Annotated in this window: 17 protein-coding genes; 10 read left to right on the top strand and 7 right to left on the bottom strand. The window is 64.8% G+C overall.

What is annotated here, in order from left to right; translation table 11 throughout:
- Window positions 1–148 precede the first annotated feature (148 nt).
- The 4 genes from AYB31_RS05835 (at window position 149) to AYB31_RS05850 (ending at window position 3,881) form a co-directional block, all read left to right on the top strand.
- Window positions 149–1,513: a CmpA/NrtA family ABC transporter substrate-binding protein gene (locus AYB31_RS05835; protein WP_068826675.1), complete on the top strand. Its 1,365-nt coding sequence runs from the start codon at window positions 149–151 to the stop codon at window positions 1,511–1,513.
- A gap of 54 nt (window positions 1,514–1,567) precedes the next feature.
- The gene (locus AYB31_RS05840) at window positions 1,568–2,560 is read left to right on the top strand and encodes an ABC transporter permease (RefSeq protein ID WP_082805207.1); all 993 of its coding nucleotides are present in this window, start codon (window positions 1,568–1,570) and stop codon (window positions 2,558–2,560) included.
- Between the two features lie 11 nt (window positions 2,561–2,571).
- Entirely contained in the window at window positions 2,572–3,363 is a 792-nt protein-coding gene (locus tag AYB31_RS05845) for an ABC transporter ATP-binding protein (RefSeq protein ID WP_068826677.1), read from the top strand.
- A 143-nt stretch (window positions 3,364–3,506) separates the two neighbouring features.
- Entirely contained in the window at window positions 3,507–3,881 is a 375-nt protein-coding gene (locus tag AYB31_RS05850; protein WP_068826679.1) for an MAPEG family protein, read from the top strand.
- Here AYB31_RS05850 and AYB31_RS05855 read toward each other — a convergent pair.
- From AYB31_RS05855 to AYB31_RS05870, 4 genes are all read right to left on the bottom strand, one after another.
- On the bottom strand, window positions 3,853–4,716 hold the full coding sequence (locus tag AYB31_RS05855) for an alpha/beta fold hydrolase (RefSeq protein ID WP_068826681.1): 864 nt from the start codon (window positions 4,714–4,716) through the stop codon (window positions 3,853–3,855). The genes AYB31_RS05850 and AYB31_RS05855 overlap by 29 nt on opposite strands.
- A gap of 135 nt (window positions 4,717–4,851) precedes the next feature.
- Window positions 4,852–5,040: a hypothetical protein gene (locus tag AYB31_RS21345; RefSeq protein WP_236715505.1), complete on the bottom strand. Its 189-nt coding sequence runs from the start codon at window positions 5,038–5,040 to the stop codon at window positions 4,852–4,854.
- Window positions 5,041–5,200: 160 nt separating this feature from the next.
- A complete protein-coding gene (locus tag AYB31_RS05865) occupies window positions 5,201–6,118 on the bottom strand; it encodes a response regulator (RefSeq protein WP_068826685.1) in 918 nt (305 codons plus the stop codon).
- 2 nt (window positions 6,119–6,120) lie between these two features.
- Window positions 6,121–7,425 carry an ATP-binding protein gene (locus AYB31_RS05870; protein WP_068826687.1) on the bottom strand — a complete coding sequence of 435 codons (1,305 nt, stop codon included), beginning with the start codon at window positions 7,423–7,425 and terminating at the stop codon, window positions 6,121–6,123.
- A 171-nt stretch (window positions 7,426–7,596) separates the two neighbouring features.
- On the opposite strand from AYB31_RS05870, the gene AYB31_RS05875 reads away from it, so the two are divergent.
- A complete protein-coding gene (locus AYB31_RS05875) occupies window positions 7,597–7,764 on the top strand; it encodes a DUF2897 family protein (protein ID WP_068826689.1) in 168 nt (55 codons plus the stop codon).
- A 196-nt stretch (window positions 7,765–7,960) separates the two neighbouring features.
- Entirely contained in the window at window positions 7,961–8,722 is a 762-nt protein-coding gene (locus tag AYB31_RS05880; protein WP_068826691.1) for a CPBP family intramembrane glutamic endopeptidase, read from the top strand.
- Here the strand turns inward: AYB31_RS05880 and AYB31_RS05885 are convergent.
- From AYB31_RS05885 to AYB31_RS05895, 3 genes are all read right to left on the bottom strand, one after another.
- Entirely contained in the window at window positions 8,673–9,491 is an 819-nt protein-coding gene (locus AYB31_RS05885) for a transporter substrate-binding domain-containing protein (RefSeq protein WP_068826693.1), read from the bottom strand. The two genes, AYB31_RS05880 and AYB31_RS05885, sit on opposite strands and share 50 nt — an antisense overlap.
- A 65-nt stretch (window positions 9,492–9,556) precedes the next feature.
- Window positions 9,557–10,309, bottom strand: coding sequence for an amino acid ABC transporter substrate-binding protein (locus AYB31_RS05890; protein WP_068826695.1), 753 nt, complete (start codon window positions 10,307–10,309; stop codon window positions 9,557–9,559).
- A gap of 144 nt (window positions 10,310–10,453) precedes the next feature.
- A complete protein-coding gene (locus AYB31_RS05895) occupies window positions 10,454–11,080 on the bottom strand; it encodes a TetR/AcrR family transcriptional regulator (protein ID WP_068826838.1) in 627 nt (208 codons plus the stop codon).
- Between the two features lie 185 nt (window positions 11,081–11,265).
- Here AYB31_RS05895 and AYB31_RS05900 point away from each other — a divergent pair, with 185 nt between their 5' ends.
- Genes AYB31_RS05900 through atuD form a run of 4 tightly spaced genes read left to right on the top strand, consistent with a single transcriptional unit; the run spans window position 11,266 to window position 16,736 of the window.
- The gene (locus tag AYB31_RS05900) at window positions 11,266–13,056 is read left to right on the top strand and encodes an acyclic terpene utilization AtuA family protein (protein WP_068826697.1); all 1,791 of its coding nucleotides are present in this window, start codon (window positions 11,266–11,268) and stop codon (window positions 13,054–13,056) included.
- 14 nt (window positions 13,057–13,070) lie between these two features.
- The gene (locus AYB31_RS05905; RefSeq protein ID WP_068826700.1) at window positions 13,071–13,934 is read left to right on the top strand and encodes an SDR family oxidoreductase; all 864 of its coding nucleotides are present in this window, start codon (window positions 13,071–13,073) and stop codon (window positions 13,932–13,934) included.
- A gap of 4 nt (window positions 13,935–13,938) precedes the next feature.
- A complete protein-coding gene (gene atuC / locus AYB31_RS05910) occupies window positions 13,939–15,555 on the top strand; it encodes a geranyl-CoA carboxylase subunit beta (protein ID WP_068826701.1) in 1,617 nt (538 codons plus the stop codon).
- A gap of 20 nt (window positions 15,556–15,575) precedes the next feature.
- The gene (atuD, locus tag AYB31_RS05915; protein WP_068826703.1) at window positions 15,576–16,736 is read left to right on the top strand and encodes a citronellyl-CoA dehydrogenase; all 1,161 of its coding nucleotides are present in this window, start codon (window positions 15,576–15,578) and stop codon (window positions 16,734–16,736) included.

The raw sequence follows: 16,736 nt of genomic DNA on the forward strand, positions 1-16,736 counted from the left end.
GCCTTTGCAGAAGGACTTCCAGCAACAGCGTCTTCGGATCGCCAACGGCGGTGATCGGGACGAATAGACAAAGACGTCAAGACAATCAGCTCATCCGGGCCGGTTCGTCTCGACGTCTTTTTTCGTTTCTGACCACGAGGAATCTTCAATGCGCAAGACCCGCCGTACCCCACTGAAATCCCTGCTCGGCGCCGCCCTGCTGACCCTGTCCCCGCTCTGCGCACAAATGGCGTTGGCCACCGAACCGGAGAAGGAAGAGCTCAAGCTCGGCTTCATCAAACTCACCGACATGGCCCCGCTGGCCATCGCCTACGAGAAGGGTTATTTCGAGGATGAGGGTCTGTTCGTCACCCTGGAGGCCCAGGCCAACTGGAAAGTGCTGCTGGACCGGGTGATCGACGGTGAACTGGACGGCGCGCATATGCTGGCCGGCCAACCACTGGGCGCGACCATCGGCTTCGGCACCAAGGCCGAGGTAGTCACCGCCTTCTCCATGGACCTCAACGGCAACGGCATCACCGTCTCCAACGAAGTCTGGGAGGAGATGAAGAAGCATGTACCGATGCAGGACGGCAAGCCGGTCCATCCGATCAAGGCCGACGCGCTCAAGCCGGTGATCGAGCAGTACAAGGCCAAGGGCAAGCCATTCAACCTGGGCATGGTGTTCCCGGTCTCCACCCACAACTACGAGCTGCGCTACTGGCTGGCCGCCGGCGGTATCAATCCGGGCCTGTATGCGCCGGAGAAAGGCGACATCAGCGGCCAGATCAATGCCGACGCACTGCTCTCGGTCACCCCGCCGCCGCAGATGCCGGCGACCATGGAGGCCGGCACCATCAGCGGCTACTGCGTGGGCGAGCCGTGGAACCAGCAGGCCGTGTTCAAAGGCATCGGCGTGCCGGTGATCACCGACTACGAAATCTGGAAGAACAACCCGGAGAAGGTTTTCGGTGTGTCCAAGGCCTGGGCCGAGGCCAACCCGGAAACCCACAAGCGCCTGGTCAAGGCACTGATCCGCGCGGCCATGTGGCTGGACGAGAACAACAACGCCAACCGCGCCGAGGCCGTGGAAATCCTCTCTCGTCCGGAATACGTCGGCGCCGACGCCAAGGTGATCGCCAACTCCATGACCGGCACCTTCGAGTACGAGAAGGGCGACAAGCGTGAAGTGCCGGACTTCAACGTGTTCTTCCGCCACGACGCCACCTACCCCTTCTACTCGGACGCCATCTGGTACCTGACTCAGATGCGCCGCTGGGGGCAGATCAGCGAGGCCAAGCCGGACAGCTGGTATGCCGATGTGGCCAAGCAGGTCTACCGCCCGGACCTGTATCGCGAGGCGGCCAACGAGCTGGTCAGCGAAGGCAAAGCCAAAGCCGCTGACTTCCCGGCTGCCGACGAAGACGGCTACCGCGATCCGAGCAGCGACTTCATCGACGGCGTGACCTACGACGGCCACAAGCCCAACGCCTACCTGAACTCCTTCCAGATCGGCCTGAAAGGCACCGAGTAAACCCGTGCAGGCGGAGCCGTCCGGCTCCGCCCGTACCCACGAGAGGACCGGACGATGAGCAATCCGAACGTCGCCACCCCGATCAAGCAGACCGTCGACACGGCGCGCAGCCAGGCCCTGATCAAACGCTGGGCACCGGCGGTCATCCTGCCGCTGGCCGGCATCCTGTTCTTCCTGCTGTTCTGGCAGCTGGTCGCCAACAATATCCAGACCAGCCTCGGCCAGTTCCCCGGCCCGGTGCAGGTCTACGGCCAGCTCGGCTCGCTGGTCGACGCACATGTTGCCGAGCGCGCCAAGGCCGATGCCTTCTACCTGCGTCAGGAGCAACGCAACGCGGCGAAGCTGGCCAAGAACCCGGACGCCGAGGTGAAGATCCGCCCCTACACCGGCAAGCCGACCTTCTTCGACCAGATCGTCACTAGCCTCTATACCGTGCTGGCCGGCTTCGCCCTGGCCAGCCTGGTTGCCGTGCCGCTGGGCATCCTCTGCGGGCTGTCAAAGAGCATCCACGCCGCGGTCAATCCGCTGATCCAGGTGTTCAAGCCGGTCTCACCGCTGGCCTGGCTGCCACTGGTGACCATGCTGGTCAGCGCCATCTACACCAGCAGCGACCCGCTGTTCGCCAAGTCCTTCATTACCTCGGCGATCACTGTGGCGCTGTGCTGCCTGTGGCCCACCGTGCTCAACACCACCGTCGGCGTGGCCGGTCTGGACAAGGACCTGACCAACGTCAGCCGCGTGCTGCGCCTGTCGCCGCTCGACCATGTGCGGCGCATCGTGCTGCCCGCGGCGGTACCGGCCATCTTCACCGGCCTGCGCCTGTCGCTGGGCACCGGCTGGATGGTGCTGATCGCCGCCGAAATGCTGGCGCAGAACCCGGGCCTGGGTAAGTTCATCTGGGACGAATTCCAGAACGGCAGCTCCAACTCCCTCGGCCGCATCATGGTGGCGGTGATCGTCATCGGCCTGATCGGCTTCCTCCTCGACCGCCTCATGCTCCTGCTGCAGAAGTCCGTGAGCTGGGACAAGAACGCCGTGTTGCGCTAAGGAGCATCGCCATGAATCAAGCACACCTCGAACTGAGCGGCGTCGGTATCGACTTCCCCACCGACAAGGGCCTGTTCTGCGCCCTGCAGAACGTCAACCTGAAGATCGACAAGGGCGAGTTCGTCTCGCTGATCGGCCACTCCGGCTGCGGCAAATCCACCGTGCTCAACATCGTCGCGGGCCTCTACCAGGCCACCACCGGCGGGGTCATCCTCGACGGTCGCGAAGTCAACGAACCCGGCCCGGAGCGCGCCGTGGTGTTCCAGAACCACAGCCTGCTGCCCTGGCTGACCTGCTACCAGAACGTCGAACTGGCCGTACGCCAGGTGTTCAAGGGCAAGTCGCGCAAGGAAGTGCGCGAGTGGACCCTGCACAACCTGGAGCTGGTGCACATGCTGCACGCCAAGGACAAGCGCCCCGGCGAAATCTCCGGCGGCATGAAGCAGCGCATCGGCATCGCCCGCGCACTGGCCATGCAGCCCAAGGTGTTGCTGATGGACGAGCCGTTCGGCGCCCTCGACGCCCTCACCCGCGCTCACCTGCAGGACTCGCTGATGGAGATCCACCGCGATCTCGGCAACACGGTGATCATGATCACCCACGACGTCGACGAGGCCGTGCTGCTGTCCGATCGCATCGTGATGATGAGCAACGGCCCGGCCGCCACCGTCGGCGACATCCTCAGGGTCGACCTGCCCCGCCCACGCGATCGCCTGGCGCTGGCCAACGACGCGCAGTACCACCACTGCCGCGCCGCCGTGCTGGAGTTCCTCTACCAGCGCCAGCAGCGGCCGGCCGCCTGATTCACCGGCCTGCCCGGCTCCCTTGGCCCGGCCCTGTGCCGGGCTTTTTCATGGCTGCTGCAAAGTGGCCGAAGCGCCCCTTGTGCAGGCGCCATTGGGCCACCTAGGCTCAACGGCAGTCATGACAAGAACAAGGAATCCCTATGCCTTACAGCATCTATATCGCCGCCATCCTCTCGTTGCTGCTGATCACCCTGTCGCTCAACGTCTCGCGCCTGCGCATGCGCCATCAGGTGGCCTTCGGCGACGGCGGCAAAGCCGACCTGACCAAGGCGGTGCGCGCCCATGGCAACAGCCTGGAGCAGTCGGTGCTGTTCATCGTGCTGCTCTTTCTGGGCGAGACCACCGGCCAGCTCAGTCCGGCCCTGACCGCCGCCCTCGGCTTCGCCTTCATCATGCTGCGCCTGCTGTACTGCGTCGGCCTGTTCGCCCGCATCCTGCTGCTGCGCCAGGCCAGCCACGGCCTGACCATGCTGGTGCTGCTGGTACTCAGCCTGCTGTTGCTGATTCCGCACTGACAGCCAGCTCGCGCGCCAGCCAGACATCGATGCAGGCAACCACGCTCTGCGGCGCGCGCAACCAGGCGCTGTGCGGGTTCTCGCTCGGCGGCCGCGGCGAAGGCAAATGCACCAGCTGTGGCTCGGCTTGAATCAGTGCCGCCAGGCCACGGGTCGAGGCCGGCGGGGCGAAGTTGTCGCCCTCGAGCTGGATAAACAGCGAGCGCACCCGGTTCTGCTCCGCCGGCGTCAACGCCAGGCCCAGGTGACGGAAATGCCCGCTGAAGGCAACCCGCCCCCAGTCACGCATCAACTGCCGCGCCTCCTGACCACCGAAGCCGAGGCGGCGCCCCGGCAGGTAGCCCAGCACCGAGCTGATCAGGGTGAACAAGACGGCGACACTGGGCGTGAGCAACCTGCCCAAGCCCTGCCAGTGACGGTAGTGGATATTGCCGCAGGCCACACCGATCACCGGCACCGCGTCCTGCTGCGCCCGTGCCGCCGCATGCAGGGTCGCCATGTGTCCACCCAGGCTGTGGCCCAGCAGAATCGGGCTCGCCGCGGGGAACTGCTGCCGGGCCAGATCGAGCAGCTTGGGCAGGAACTCCTCGACCAACTGACGATAGCCATAGTTGAAGCGCCATCCCGGGCGCGGGAAGCTCTCGCCCTGCCCCGGCCAGTCGGCCACCAGCACGTTGTGCCCGGCCGCGACCAGGCAGCGGGCGAGGCTCTCGTACTTGCGTGCGGTCACCCCCAGCGCCGGCAATAGCACCAGGCTGTAACGGGCAGCGGGGGCTGAATAGAGGGTGACCGGACAGTGGAACTTGCCGTCGGCGAACGCCACAACATCGACCATGGAGGGACTCCTGCGGGACATGCAGCGAAGTTAGAGCAAAAGCTCTAGATATTCCATAGCCGCGCAGAGCTGGCAAGCAGACAAAAAAACGCCGCGAAACCGCGGCGAGAGAGTGAGTAGCACACACCAGATGCACTAGGAGTGATGCTGCAATTCTTGTGTGACCGTTTGATGACGATCCTGTGGCTCACCGGGCAACCAATGGGGCGCTTCCAGGCGTTGCTTGAGGCGCTCGACGAACTGGTCGGCGGCCTGCTGGGTACGGAAGGGCACGGCACAAAGCCCCAGTTTGACGATCCAACCGCGTTCGGCGGCTTCGCTCATGCTGATATCCATAAAATCCCCCTGTTGAGTGGATTGGCCCGGCAAGGCGAGCTTAGGCCAGGAAAGTTGCAGCTCAAAAGTCCAAAAAATACTAAGCAAGCGGTGGCCCGGTTATGAATCAAAACGACGCACCCACCGCTCTACCATGCACCTTCCATGGTCATGCACTGAGCCGCTCGCGCAACCGGCCGAGCATGCCCAGCAGGCTGCCGACCCGCTCCCGCTCGGGTGCCTCGCGTGGCGCCTCAGCCAGACGGCTGACCAGCTGACGCGGCTGGGCACGGAAGACCAGCGCCTGTTCGGCGGCGGCCTGCAGGGCCTTGTCGAACATGCCCTTGCGCACCGGTTTGGGCAGGTAGCGAAAGATCTGCGCCTCGTTGATCAGCGCCAGCAGCGCCTGGGTGTCGCGAAATGGCGTAACCACCAGGCTGAGCAGGCGCGGATGGGCCTGAGCCAGGCTCTTGAGCAGCGGTGCGGTGTCGGCACCCGCCAGGCGCAGGTCGCTGACCAGCAAGTCGACCGGCTCCTCGTTGAGCAGCTGCACGGCCTGCTGCAGGCTGGCCGCGCGCAGCAGGCGATGGCCCGTGTCGCGGCAGAAGGCGTCTACGCACTCCAGGGTCTGCTCAGCGTCATCCAGCAACAGCAGGTTCAGACGGGTATCGGCCAGGGCGCGGACCACGGGCGCGCTCGGCACATGGCGCCCATCCGCCGCCAGCTCCGCGGCCTGACGCAGGGTGTTGGCCAGCTCCTGCGGGTCCCAGGGCTTGGTCAGGTAGCGGAAGATACCGCCGCTGTTGAGCGCCTCGATGGCCGCATCCAGGTCGGAATAACCGGTCAGCAGGATGCGCATGGCCTGCGGCTGGATCTCGCTGGCCTGGGCCAGCAGCTCGGCGCCGCTCATCTGCGGCATGCGCTGATCGCTGACCAGGATCTGCACCGGTTCACTGTGCAGGCGCTCCAGGGCGCGGCGCGGGTCGCTCTCCACCAGCACCTCGTAGTCACGGCGAAACTGCAGGGCCAGGCTGCGCAGGATGCGCTCCTCATCGTCGACGAACATCACGCGAATCGGTTGGCTCATGTTCATGCGCTCCTTTTCATGTCGTCGGCCTGCATACGGGGCAGGCTGACGAGGAAGCGCGTACCGCGCCCCGGTTCGGAAGCCACGCGGATGTTGCCGCCGTGGTCCTGGATGATCTTGAAACTGATGGACAAGCCGAGCCCCGTGCCCTGCCCCACCGGCTTGGTGGTGAAGAACGGGTCGAAGATGCGCTTGAGCACTTCGGGCGGCATGCCGCGACCGCTGTCCTGCACCGAGACGAAGACCTGGCTGCCGTCGCTCCAGCTCTTCACCTGGATGCAGCCGTAGTCGTCCATGGCCTGGGCGGCATTGGTCAGCAGGTTGAGCAGCACCTGATTGATCTGCGAGGGCGCGCAGGCGATGCGCGGCAGCTCGTCGAGCTGCAGGCGCACTTCGGCCTTGTCCTTGATGCTGGTGCGGGCGATCAACAGGGAACTGCGGATGCACTCGTTGAGGTCGACTTCCTCGCTCATGGCGCGGTCCAGGCGGGCGAAGTCCTTAAGGCCGAGCACCAGTTCACCGATCTGCTGCAGACCGTACTGGGTGTCGCCGAACAGCTGTCCCAGGTCATCGGCCAGCAGCTCCGGCGCGGCCAGTTCGCGAGCGCGGGTCGCGGCCTGGAGCGCCTGGGCCAGGTCTTCTTCGGCACAGGCCGGGTTATGCAGACAGTCGCCCAGGGCGGCCTGGGCGTCGGCCAGCTCCAGCAGCGGCCGGGTCAGGTCCTGCAGCAGCTGCACATTGTTCTTCACGTAGCCCAGCGGGGTATTCAGCTCGTGGGCCACGCCGGCGACCATCTGCCCGAGCGACGCCATCTTCTCCGACTGCACCAGCTGAGTTTGGGACTCCTTCAGGTCGACCAGCGCCTTGCGCAGCACCCGGTTGCGCTGCGCCACGCGGCTTTCCATGGCCTTGAGCAGGTCGAGCACGGTGCCCAACCCGCAATAGAGCCCCTGCGGGTCGACCAGGATGAAGTCGTCACGGATCGGCGACTGCAGCTGCGCGGTAATCTGCCGCGCCGCCTCTTCCAGGCTGGTCGAGAGGCTGACCAGCAGTGGCGCCGGGTTCATCACCTCGACCACGGGCTTGCGTCCCCAGAGGTCGCGGCCGAAGCGCTGCATGAAGATGTCCTGCAGGGTCGCGCGGCTGACCAGCCCCAGAGGGCGCCCCGCTTCGTCCACCACCGGCAGGGAAAGAAAGGCCTTGTGCTCGGGCATCAGCAGGCGGTCGGCGACATCACTGATGCTGATCTGCGCCGGCAACGCGGCCACGGGCCGCAACAAGCGGTTCAGCGCGGGAACAACTTCCATGGAACGACTCCCGAACGATCGAATGGCCGGCATTCAAGCAGTCGCAGGTTGCCAGCGTGTGACAGCCGTCACCAATACGCCGCCGGCGACGACAGGAAATGCAACAGAAGGAGGAACTGACAGCCACCTCGCGGAGGTCTATGGTGAAGAACACACATCAAGGAGAATCCCATGCCCTGGTATGCCTGGCTGATCATCGTCCTGGCGCTCGGCTCCATCCTTGGCAGTTTGCTGTTGCTGCGCGACAGTGCCCGCAAGCTGCCCCTGAGCGACGAACAGCTCGCCCGCATCCATCAGCGCAATGCCGAACAGGATGCCAAGGACGCCGAGAACCGCTAGGAACTTGCTCACGATCTGATGCGCGTCGGAAAAACTGCGTTAAAAGTGACTTCGGAATGCTCATTTACCACCCGTAAACTGTTCCTCCTCAGCCACTTTTGCCTTGTTCTTCTCTAGCTCGCGAGATCGTGAACAGGTTCCAAGCCACCTGCCGCCCTCTGACCGGGGCGCGCAATTCCCTTCGACAAGGACGTGCATGCCTCCGCTCCACCTGCGCGCACTGCTGCCCCTGCTGGTCCTGGCCTGTGGCCTGGCGCTGGACTTCATACAAATACCTGGCTTGTTGCTCGGCAGCGTGTTCGTCGCCTGGATACTGCTCGGCCAGCAGCGTCTGCCCGACTGGCTGTGGTGGAGTGGCGGGCTGCTCGGTGGTATCGCCCTGGCGGCCCATCTGCTGCCCGGTTTTCAACCCATGCCGCTATGGTCACCGCGCCAGCTCAGTACGGACGCGCCTCCCTACGCCCTGCGCCTGTCCTGGGACAAGCTGCTGCTGGGCATGACACTGCTGGCCTGGTGGCTCGGCCAGGCCCGTCGCCCAGCGCCACGGACACCCCTGGCCTGGCTGGCAACCGGCCTGCCCCTGGTCACAGTGCCGCTGCTGGCGCTGGCGCTCGGACTGGTGGGTTGGCAACCGAAATGGCCGGACGGCCTCTGGGCGTGGCTGGCGGTAAACCTTGGGGTTGCGGTACTGGCGGAGGAGCTGCTGTTTCGCGCCTGGCTGCAGCCGGTGCTCTGCAGACGCCTGGGCGTGGCGGGCGGTATCGGACTGACCGCCTTGCTGTTCGGTGCCGCACACATTCCGTTCAGCCCGCTATTCGCCCTGGTGGCGACGCTGGCGGGACTCGGTTACGGGCTGGTGTTCTATGGCAGTGGGCGACTATGGCCGGCCGTGGCCTTGCACGGCGCGGTCAATCTTCTGCACGTACTGTTGTTGAGCTACCCGTTGCGTATGGCCTGACGACGATGCCGTAGGGCGCGAAGATGCGCTGCAGCTCGCCATTCTCGCGCAGCAGATCGAGGGCGTGACGGAAATCCTCGGCACTGATCGGCGCCTGCGGGCTGAGAATCGCATAGTGTCGATAACGCTGGTCCTCCCACTCGGAAATCAACAGCTGTGGCTTGAGCTGCGGCTGCTCGCGCAAACGTGCGCCGAGCCAGGAGCGGGTAATCGGCGCGACATCGGCCCGCCCGCGCAGCACCAGCTTGAGATTGCTTTCGTGGGAGTAGGTCAGGACCGCGTTGAAATTCTTCTCCAACCACTTGGGATCGTTGTTGAAGCCGGCAAAACCATAGTGGTAGCCATTGAACAGGGCCATGCGCTTGCCCTGCAGGTTGTCAAAGTAATGCTGGTCGCGGCCAGCCTGGGCGCGAGCGACCAGTACCTCGGCATCCTCCAGGCCCATATCGATGCGCGTACCGGGAATGCCCTGCCAGTTCCAGTCCGGATTTTCAAAGATGGCCACATGGGTGCGACCAGTGCGCAGATCATCGAAACGGCGGTTCAACGAGGTGGCGCGTAGACCAAAACGATGCTGGTTCTGCGCCTTGTTGAGCGCGGCCACCAGCTCGCCCAACAGACCGCTGTGCAGGTTTTCCTCGGGTTTGATCACATAGGGGGGAAAATGCACGGCCGCGATCAGCACCTCTTCCTCAGCTGCCACTCCCTGACTGCATAACGCCAGTAGTAATAGCAGCGCCCTCAGACATCCCTGTGGACACCGAAACATATTGACCCCTAGGACAAATTCGCTTGGCAGAGACTAGCCCAGGCGTCAGGCCAGGTAAACGTCGATCAATCGCGAATCGGATCGGCCAACTCGTCCCCCGTCTCGGCAACGCCCTGCAGATGGTAGCGGGCGAGAAGTTCCGGCAACTTGCCGCTATCACGCAGCATCTGCAGCAGACTGGCCAGCCGAGCGGAGTCCAGCGGGCTGGCGGGCCGCAACAGCGCATGGTGGTGATAGACCTGGTCGGCCCGCTGCGACACCAGCAGCTGCCCACTCTCCCTGGGGTGCTCGCGCTGGAAAATGCGCAGGTAGGAACGGGTCACCACACTGACATCGGCACGGTCATGCAGCAGCATCAGCAGGTTGCTGTCATGGGAGTAGGTCAGCGACGCCTGGAACTTGCGCACCAGAAACTCCTGGTCGGCGTTGAAGTCGGCGAAGCCATAGTGATAGCCGTTGTACAGGGCCATGCGCTTGCCCTTGAGACTATCGAAGAAGGACTGATCGCGGCCCGGCTTGCTATGGGCGACATACACCTCGGCGTCGGTGATCTGCAGATCGAGCTTGTCCAGAGGTATGCCCTGCCAGCCCCAGTCCGGTGACTCGAACAGGATCAGGTCATAGCGTGCCTGCGTGAAGTCACGGTAGCGCCGGGTTACCGAGGTGGGGATCAGACTGAAACGATAGTCGCCCTGAGCCCCATTGAGGGCCGCCAGCAGCTCGGGCAGCAGGCCTTCGGGCGACTCGCTCTCGGGTTTAACCACATAGGGCGGGAAGTGATAGGCGCCGACTCGCACGAGTTGTTCGGCGGCGAGCATGGGCGCCCAGCACGAAAAGACGATAAGCAACAGGCGCAAGGACAGGGGCAACGCAACTACCTCGGAACGGGAAAGACGCAATGTCCGACATGTCCCTGTCGTCCAGCCGGGTGGAGCCGGCTCAGGGAAAAGCTTAGCAGGCGCTCAGCCTATATCCTTGATGACCAGGCTCAGCGCCTGCTCGGCCAACTGATCAAGGCTGACCTTGCCGCCGGGGCGGAACCAGGTGGTGGTCCAGCTCAGCGCGCCAGTGAGGAAGCGCCGCAGGATGAAGGGGTCGGCCTGAAAATAACCGGCGCTGCGGGCCTCGCCCAGCACCTCGAGCCAGATCTGCTCGTAGGTATCGCGCAGGCTGAGGATATAGGCCTGGCTGTCGTCGGACAGCGAGCGCCACTCATACACCAGCACGCCCATGGCCTCGCCGGTGCCGCCCATGATCGATTGCAGTTCGCAGCGGATCAGCGCCAGCACCCGCTCGCGCGGAGTGTGCGCTTCGCTGAGGGCCGCACGCAGCAACGCGGTGTTGTAGAGCACGGTTTCCTCCATCACCGCCTTGAGGATCTCGTCCTTGCTCTTGAAGTGGTGAAAGATGCTACCGGACTGGATGCCCACCGCACTGGCCAGATCACGCACCGTGGTGCGCTCGTAACCTTTGCTGCGGAACAGATGCGCGGCGGTTTGCAGTAGCTTGCCGCGCGCGCTGTCCGGATCGGTCAGCTCGCCCTGGGCGACCATTTGCTGCATGACCTTACGGGCTTTTTTCTCGTCCAGACTCATTCTTCCCCCAACCTGAAGCCCACTACGCCACTGCGCAAGTGGCTGTCTTGACTGGCGAATTTAGGCGTTGCCGGACGCCCGAGCAAGCGCTTGGGGAAAAACGTGCGACAAAGGCTTTTCAACCAAGCGCTTGCTTGGTAGTGTTTTCCCACTGTCATTCCCTGCCCGTGGATACACCCATGACCACGAAAACCGTTCGCATCGGCTGCGCCTCCGCCTTCTGGGGCGACACCTCCACCGCCGCCGCCCAGTTGGTGCGCGGTGCCGAGCTGGACTACCTAGTGTTCGACTACCTGGCCGAGATCACCATGTCGATCATGGCCGGCGCAAAGATGAAAAAGCCCGACGAAGGCTATGCCAGCGACTTCGTTGAAGTGCTGGCGCCGCTGCTCGGCGAGATCGCTCAGAAGAAGATTCGCGTCATCAGCAACGCCGGCGGGGTCAATCCGGCCTCCTGCGCCACAGCCCTGGCGGCCGCTTGCGAGAAGGCCGGAGTGAACCTGAAGATCGCCGTACTGCATGGCGACAACCTGCAACCCAAGCTGGGCGAGCTGGCCAAGGCCGGCACCGTGGAAATGTTCAGCGGCATCCCGCTGCCGCGCATGTGCGTGTCGGTCAATGCCTACCTGGGCGCGCCGGGCATAGTCGCGGCGCTGGAAGCCGGCGCCGACATCGTCATCACCGGCCGCGTGGTCGACAGCGCGGTGGTCAGTGCCGCACTGGTGCATGAACACGGCTGGGCCTGGAACGATTACGACAAGCTGGCCCAGGCCGCGCTGGCCGGCCACATCATCGAATGCGGCGCGCAGTGCACCGGCGGCAACTTCACCGACTGGCGCGACGTGCCGGATTACGAGCACATCGGCTTCCCGGTCATCGAGGTGCAGGCCGACGCCAGTTTCGTGGTCACCAAGCCCGAGAACACCGGCGGCCTGGTCAGCGTGCTGTCGGTGGGCGAGCAGATGCTCTACGAGATCGGCGATCCGCGCGCCTATCTGCTGCCGGACGTGGTCTGTGATTTCACCCGAGTCGAGCTCCGGCAAGCCGGCAACAACCGCGTCGAGCTCAAGGGCGCGCGCGGACTGCCACCGACCACTCAATACAAGGTCAGCGCCACCTACCCCGACGGCTTCCGCTGCACAGCCAGCTGCCTGATCGCCGGCATCGACGCCGTGGCCAAGGCCGAGCGGGTCAGCCAGGCGATCATCGCCAAGACCGAGGAAATCTTCGCCGAGCGCGGCTGGGGCCCCTACCGCGAGGTGAATATCGAACTGCTGGGCGCCGAGGCGACCTACGGCCCGCATGGTCAACGCCAGGACACCCGCGAGGTGGTGATCAAGCTCGGCGTGCGCCATGCGAAGAAGGAGGCGCTGATCCTGTTCTCTCGTGAGATTGCCCAGGCCGCGACCGGCATGGCGCCGGGTCTGACCGGCATCGTCGGCGGTCGCCCCACCGTGTACCCGGTGATTCGCCTGTTCAGCTTCCTGGTGGACAAGAGCGCCTGCAGCCTGGAAGTGGAGCTCGATGGTGAGCGCAGCCCGCTCGCCCTGCCCCAGCTCGATGCCTTCAGCTCGGCACAGATCGCCGCCGAAATGGCCGTGCCGGTCGCCAGCGGCCAGGCCGACGCCAGCGTGCCGCTGGTCAAGCTGGCCGTGGCCCGCTCCGGCGACAAGGGCAACCACAGCAATATCGGCGTGATGGCCAGAAAGCCCGAATATCTGGCCTGGATCGCCGCTGCGCTTTCCGAAGGCGCCGTGGCCGAATGGATGCAGCATGTGCTCGATGGCCAGACCGGCAAGGTCAGCCGCTGGGTCCTGCCGGGCAGCCACAGCCTCAACTTCCTGCTGGAGAACGCCCTGGGCGGCGGCGGCGTGGCCAGCCTGCGCATCGACCCGCAGGGCAAGGCCTTCGCCCAGCAGTTGCTGGAGTTCCCTATTCCGGTGCCGCGCGCACTGGCTGACAGCCTGTAACAAGGACAATAACAATGGCATACGACTCAGTCTTCAAACCCGGCCTGTTCGCCGGCCAGACCATCCTGGTCACCGGTGGTGGCAGCGGCATCGGTCGCTGCGTGGCCCATGAGCTGGCCCACCTCGGCGCCCATGTGGTGCTGGTCGGGCGCAAGCTGGAGAAGCTCGAAACCACCTGTGACGAGATCCGCGAGGACGGCGGCAGTGCCAGCTTTGCCGTGTGCGATATCCGTGAAGAAGACGCGGTCAAGGCCATGGTCGCCGGCGTGCTGGCCGAGCGTGGGCATATCCACCACCTGGTCAACAATGCCGGCGGCCAGTTTCCCGCGCCGCTGATCGGCATCAACCAGAAAGGCTTCGAGACCGTGGTGCGCACCAATCTGGTCGGCGGCTTCCTGGTGGCCAAGGAAGTCTTCCTGCAGAGCATGAGCAAGACCGGCGGCAGCATCGTCAACATGCTCGCCGACATGTGGGGCGGCATGCCCGGCATGGGCCACTCCGGCGCCGCCCGCGCCGGCATGGAGAACTTCACCAAGACCGCCGCCTACGAATGGGGCCACGCCGGCGTGCGGGTCAACGCCGTGGCGCCGGGCTGGATCGCCTCCAGCGGCATGGACACCTACCCCGAGTCGATGAAGACCATGATCCGCAACCTCAAGGACCACGTGCCGCTGCAGCGCATCGGCAGCGAGTCGGAGGTGGCCGCCGCCATCGTCTTCCTGCTCAGCCCCGGTGCCAACTTCATCAGCGGCAACACCATCCGCATCGACGGCGCCGCCAGCCAGGGCACCCGCGCCTGGACGCTGGGCAAGGCGAAAACCAGCGAGACCTACAACGGCTTCCACCGGGCCTACCTGCCCGACGTGTTCAAGGAGTAAGGCGATGCCCGTCATCCAGAGCGACATCGATGTCCATGGCGAGGCCTTTGCGCAGAACCGCGAGGCGATGCTCGCCGCCCTCGCCAGCTTCCGCGAGGTGGAACAGAAGGTGCTCGACAAGGCGGCCGAGGCCAAAGCCAAGTTCGACAAGCGCGGCCAGCTGCTGCCGCGCGAGCGCCTCAACCTATTGCTCGATCCCGGCGCGCCGTTCCTCGAACTGTGCTCCCTGGCCGGCTACAAGCTGCACGACGACAAGGACGGCACCCAGGCCGGTGGCGGCATCATCGCCGGCATCGGTTACGTGGCCGGCGTGCGCTGCCTGGTCAGCGCCAGCAACAGCGCGATCAAGGGCGGCACCATCTCCCCCACCGGCCTGCGCAAATCGCTGCGCCTGCAGCAGATCGCCAGCGAGAACAAGCTGCCGATCATCACCCTGGCCGAGAGCGGCGGCGCCAACCTGACCTATGCGGCGGACATCTTCGTCGAAGGGGCACGCGCCTTCGCCAACCAGGCGCGCCTATCCGCCGCCGGCATCCCGCAGGTCACCGTGGTGCATGGTTCCTCCACCGCCGGCGGCGCCTATCAGCCGGGCCTGTCCGACTACGTGGTGGTGGTGCGCGGCAAGGCCAAGATGTTCCTCGCCGGCCCGCCGCTGCTCAAGGCGGCTACCGGTGAGATCGCCACCGACGAGGAGCTGGGCGGCGCCGAGATGCACGCCCAGGTCGCCGGCACCGCCGAGTACCTGGCCGAGAACGACGCCGATGGCGTGCGCCTGGCCCGCGAGATCGTCGCCATGCTGCCGTGGAATGCCCAGCTGCCGGTACGCCCAGTGAAAAGCTACCGCGAGCCGCTGTACCCGCCCCACGAGCTGCTCGGCGTTGTCCCGGCCGACGCCAAGAAGCCCTACGACGTGCGCGAGATCATCGCCCGCATCGCCGACGGCTCGGAGTTCCTCGACTTCAAGAACGAGTTCGACAGCCAGACCGTCTGCGGCCACCTGCAGATCGAGGGCCAGCCCTGCGGCCTGATCGGCAACAACGGGCCGATCACCCCACGCGGCGCGGCCAAAGCCGCCCAGTTCATCCAGCTGTGCGAGCAGAGCAACACGCCAATCCTGTTCTTCCACAACACCACCGGTTTCATGGTCGGCACCGAGTCCGAACAGCTCGGCGTGATCAAGCACGGCTCGAAGATGATCCAGGCGGTGGCCAACGCCACGGTGCCCAAGCTGACGATTGTCGTCGGCGGTTCCTACGGCGCCGGCAACTACGCCATGTGCGGTAGAGGTCTAGATCCGCGCTTTATCTTCGCCTGGCCCAACAGCCGCACCGCGGTAATGGGCGGCGCCCAGGCCGGCAAGGTGCTGCGTATCGTCACCGAGGAGAAGCACCGCAAGGAAGGCAAAGAAGCCGACCCGAAGATGCTCGACATGCTGGAGATGGCCACCGCGCAGAAGCTCGACAGCCAGTCCACCGCGCTGTACGGCACCGCCAGCCTGTGGGACGACGGCCTGATCGACCCGCGCGACACGCGCAAGCTGCTCGGCTTCCTGCTGGACATCTGTGCAGAAGCCGCTGTGCGCCCTCTCAAATCCAACTCGTTCGGCGTCGCCCGCCTGTAACCCTTCGGAGAACAAGAAAAATGATCTTCACCCAGGAACACGAAGAACTCCGCCGCACCGTCCGCAACTTCGTCGAGCACGAAATCAACCCGCACGTCGACGAGTGGGAAAAGGCCGGCAAATTCCCCATGCACGAGATCTTCAAGAAGGCCGGCGACCTCGGCCTGCTGGGCATTTCCAAGCCGGAGAAATTCGGCGGCATGGGCCTGGACTACAGCTACTCGGTGGTCGCCGCCGAAGAATTCGGCACCATCCACTGCGGCGGCATCCCCATGGCCATCGGCGTGCAGACCGACATGTGCACCCCGGCCCTGGCCCGCTTCGGCTCCGATGAACTGCGCGAAGAGTTCCTGCGTCCAGCCATCGCCGGCGAGATGGTCGGCTGCATCGGCGTCTCCGAGGTCGGCGCAGGCTCCGACGTGGCCGGGCTGAAGACCAGCGCGCGCAAGGATGGCGACGACTACGTGATCAACGGCAGCAAGATGTGGATCACCAACTCCCCGTCCGCCGACTTCATCTGCCTGCTGGCCAACACCAGCGACGACAAACCGCACGTCAACAAGTCGCTGATCGTGGTGCCGATGAACACCCCGGGCATCACCCTCAGCCCGCACCTGGACAAGCTCGGCATGCGCAGCTCGGAGACCGCCCAGGTGTTCTTCGACAACGTGCGCGTACCACAGCGCAACCGCATCGGCGCCGAAGGCACCGGCTTCATGATGCAGATGCTGCAATTCCAGGAGGAGCGCATGTTCGGCGCCGCCAACATGATCAAGGGCCTGGAGTACTGCGTGGACTCCACCATCGAGTACTGCAAGCAGCGCCACACCTTCGGCACTCCTTTGATCGACAACCAGGTCATCCACTTCCGCATGGCCGAGCTGCAGAGCGAGATCGAGGCCCTGCGTGCGCTGGTCTACCACGCCACCGAGCTGTACGTCGCCGGCAAGGACGTCACCAAGCTGGCCTCCATGGCCAAGCTCAAGGCCGGCCGCCTGGGCCGCGAAGTGACCGACAGCTGCCTGCAGTACTGGGGCGGCATGGGTTTCATGTGGGACAACCCGGTTTCCCGTGCGTATCGCGATGTGCGCCTGGTCAGCATCGGCGGCGGTGCCGACGAGATCATGCTCGGCATCATCTGCAAATTGATGGGCATCCTGCCCGGCAAAAAGAAGGGCTGA

This window comes from Pseudomonas sp. BMS12, from assembly GCF_001592875.1.
Classification (GTDB): domain Bacteria; phylum Pseudomonadota; class Gammaproteobacteria; order Pseudomonadales; family Pseudomonadaceae; genus Aquipseudomonas.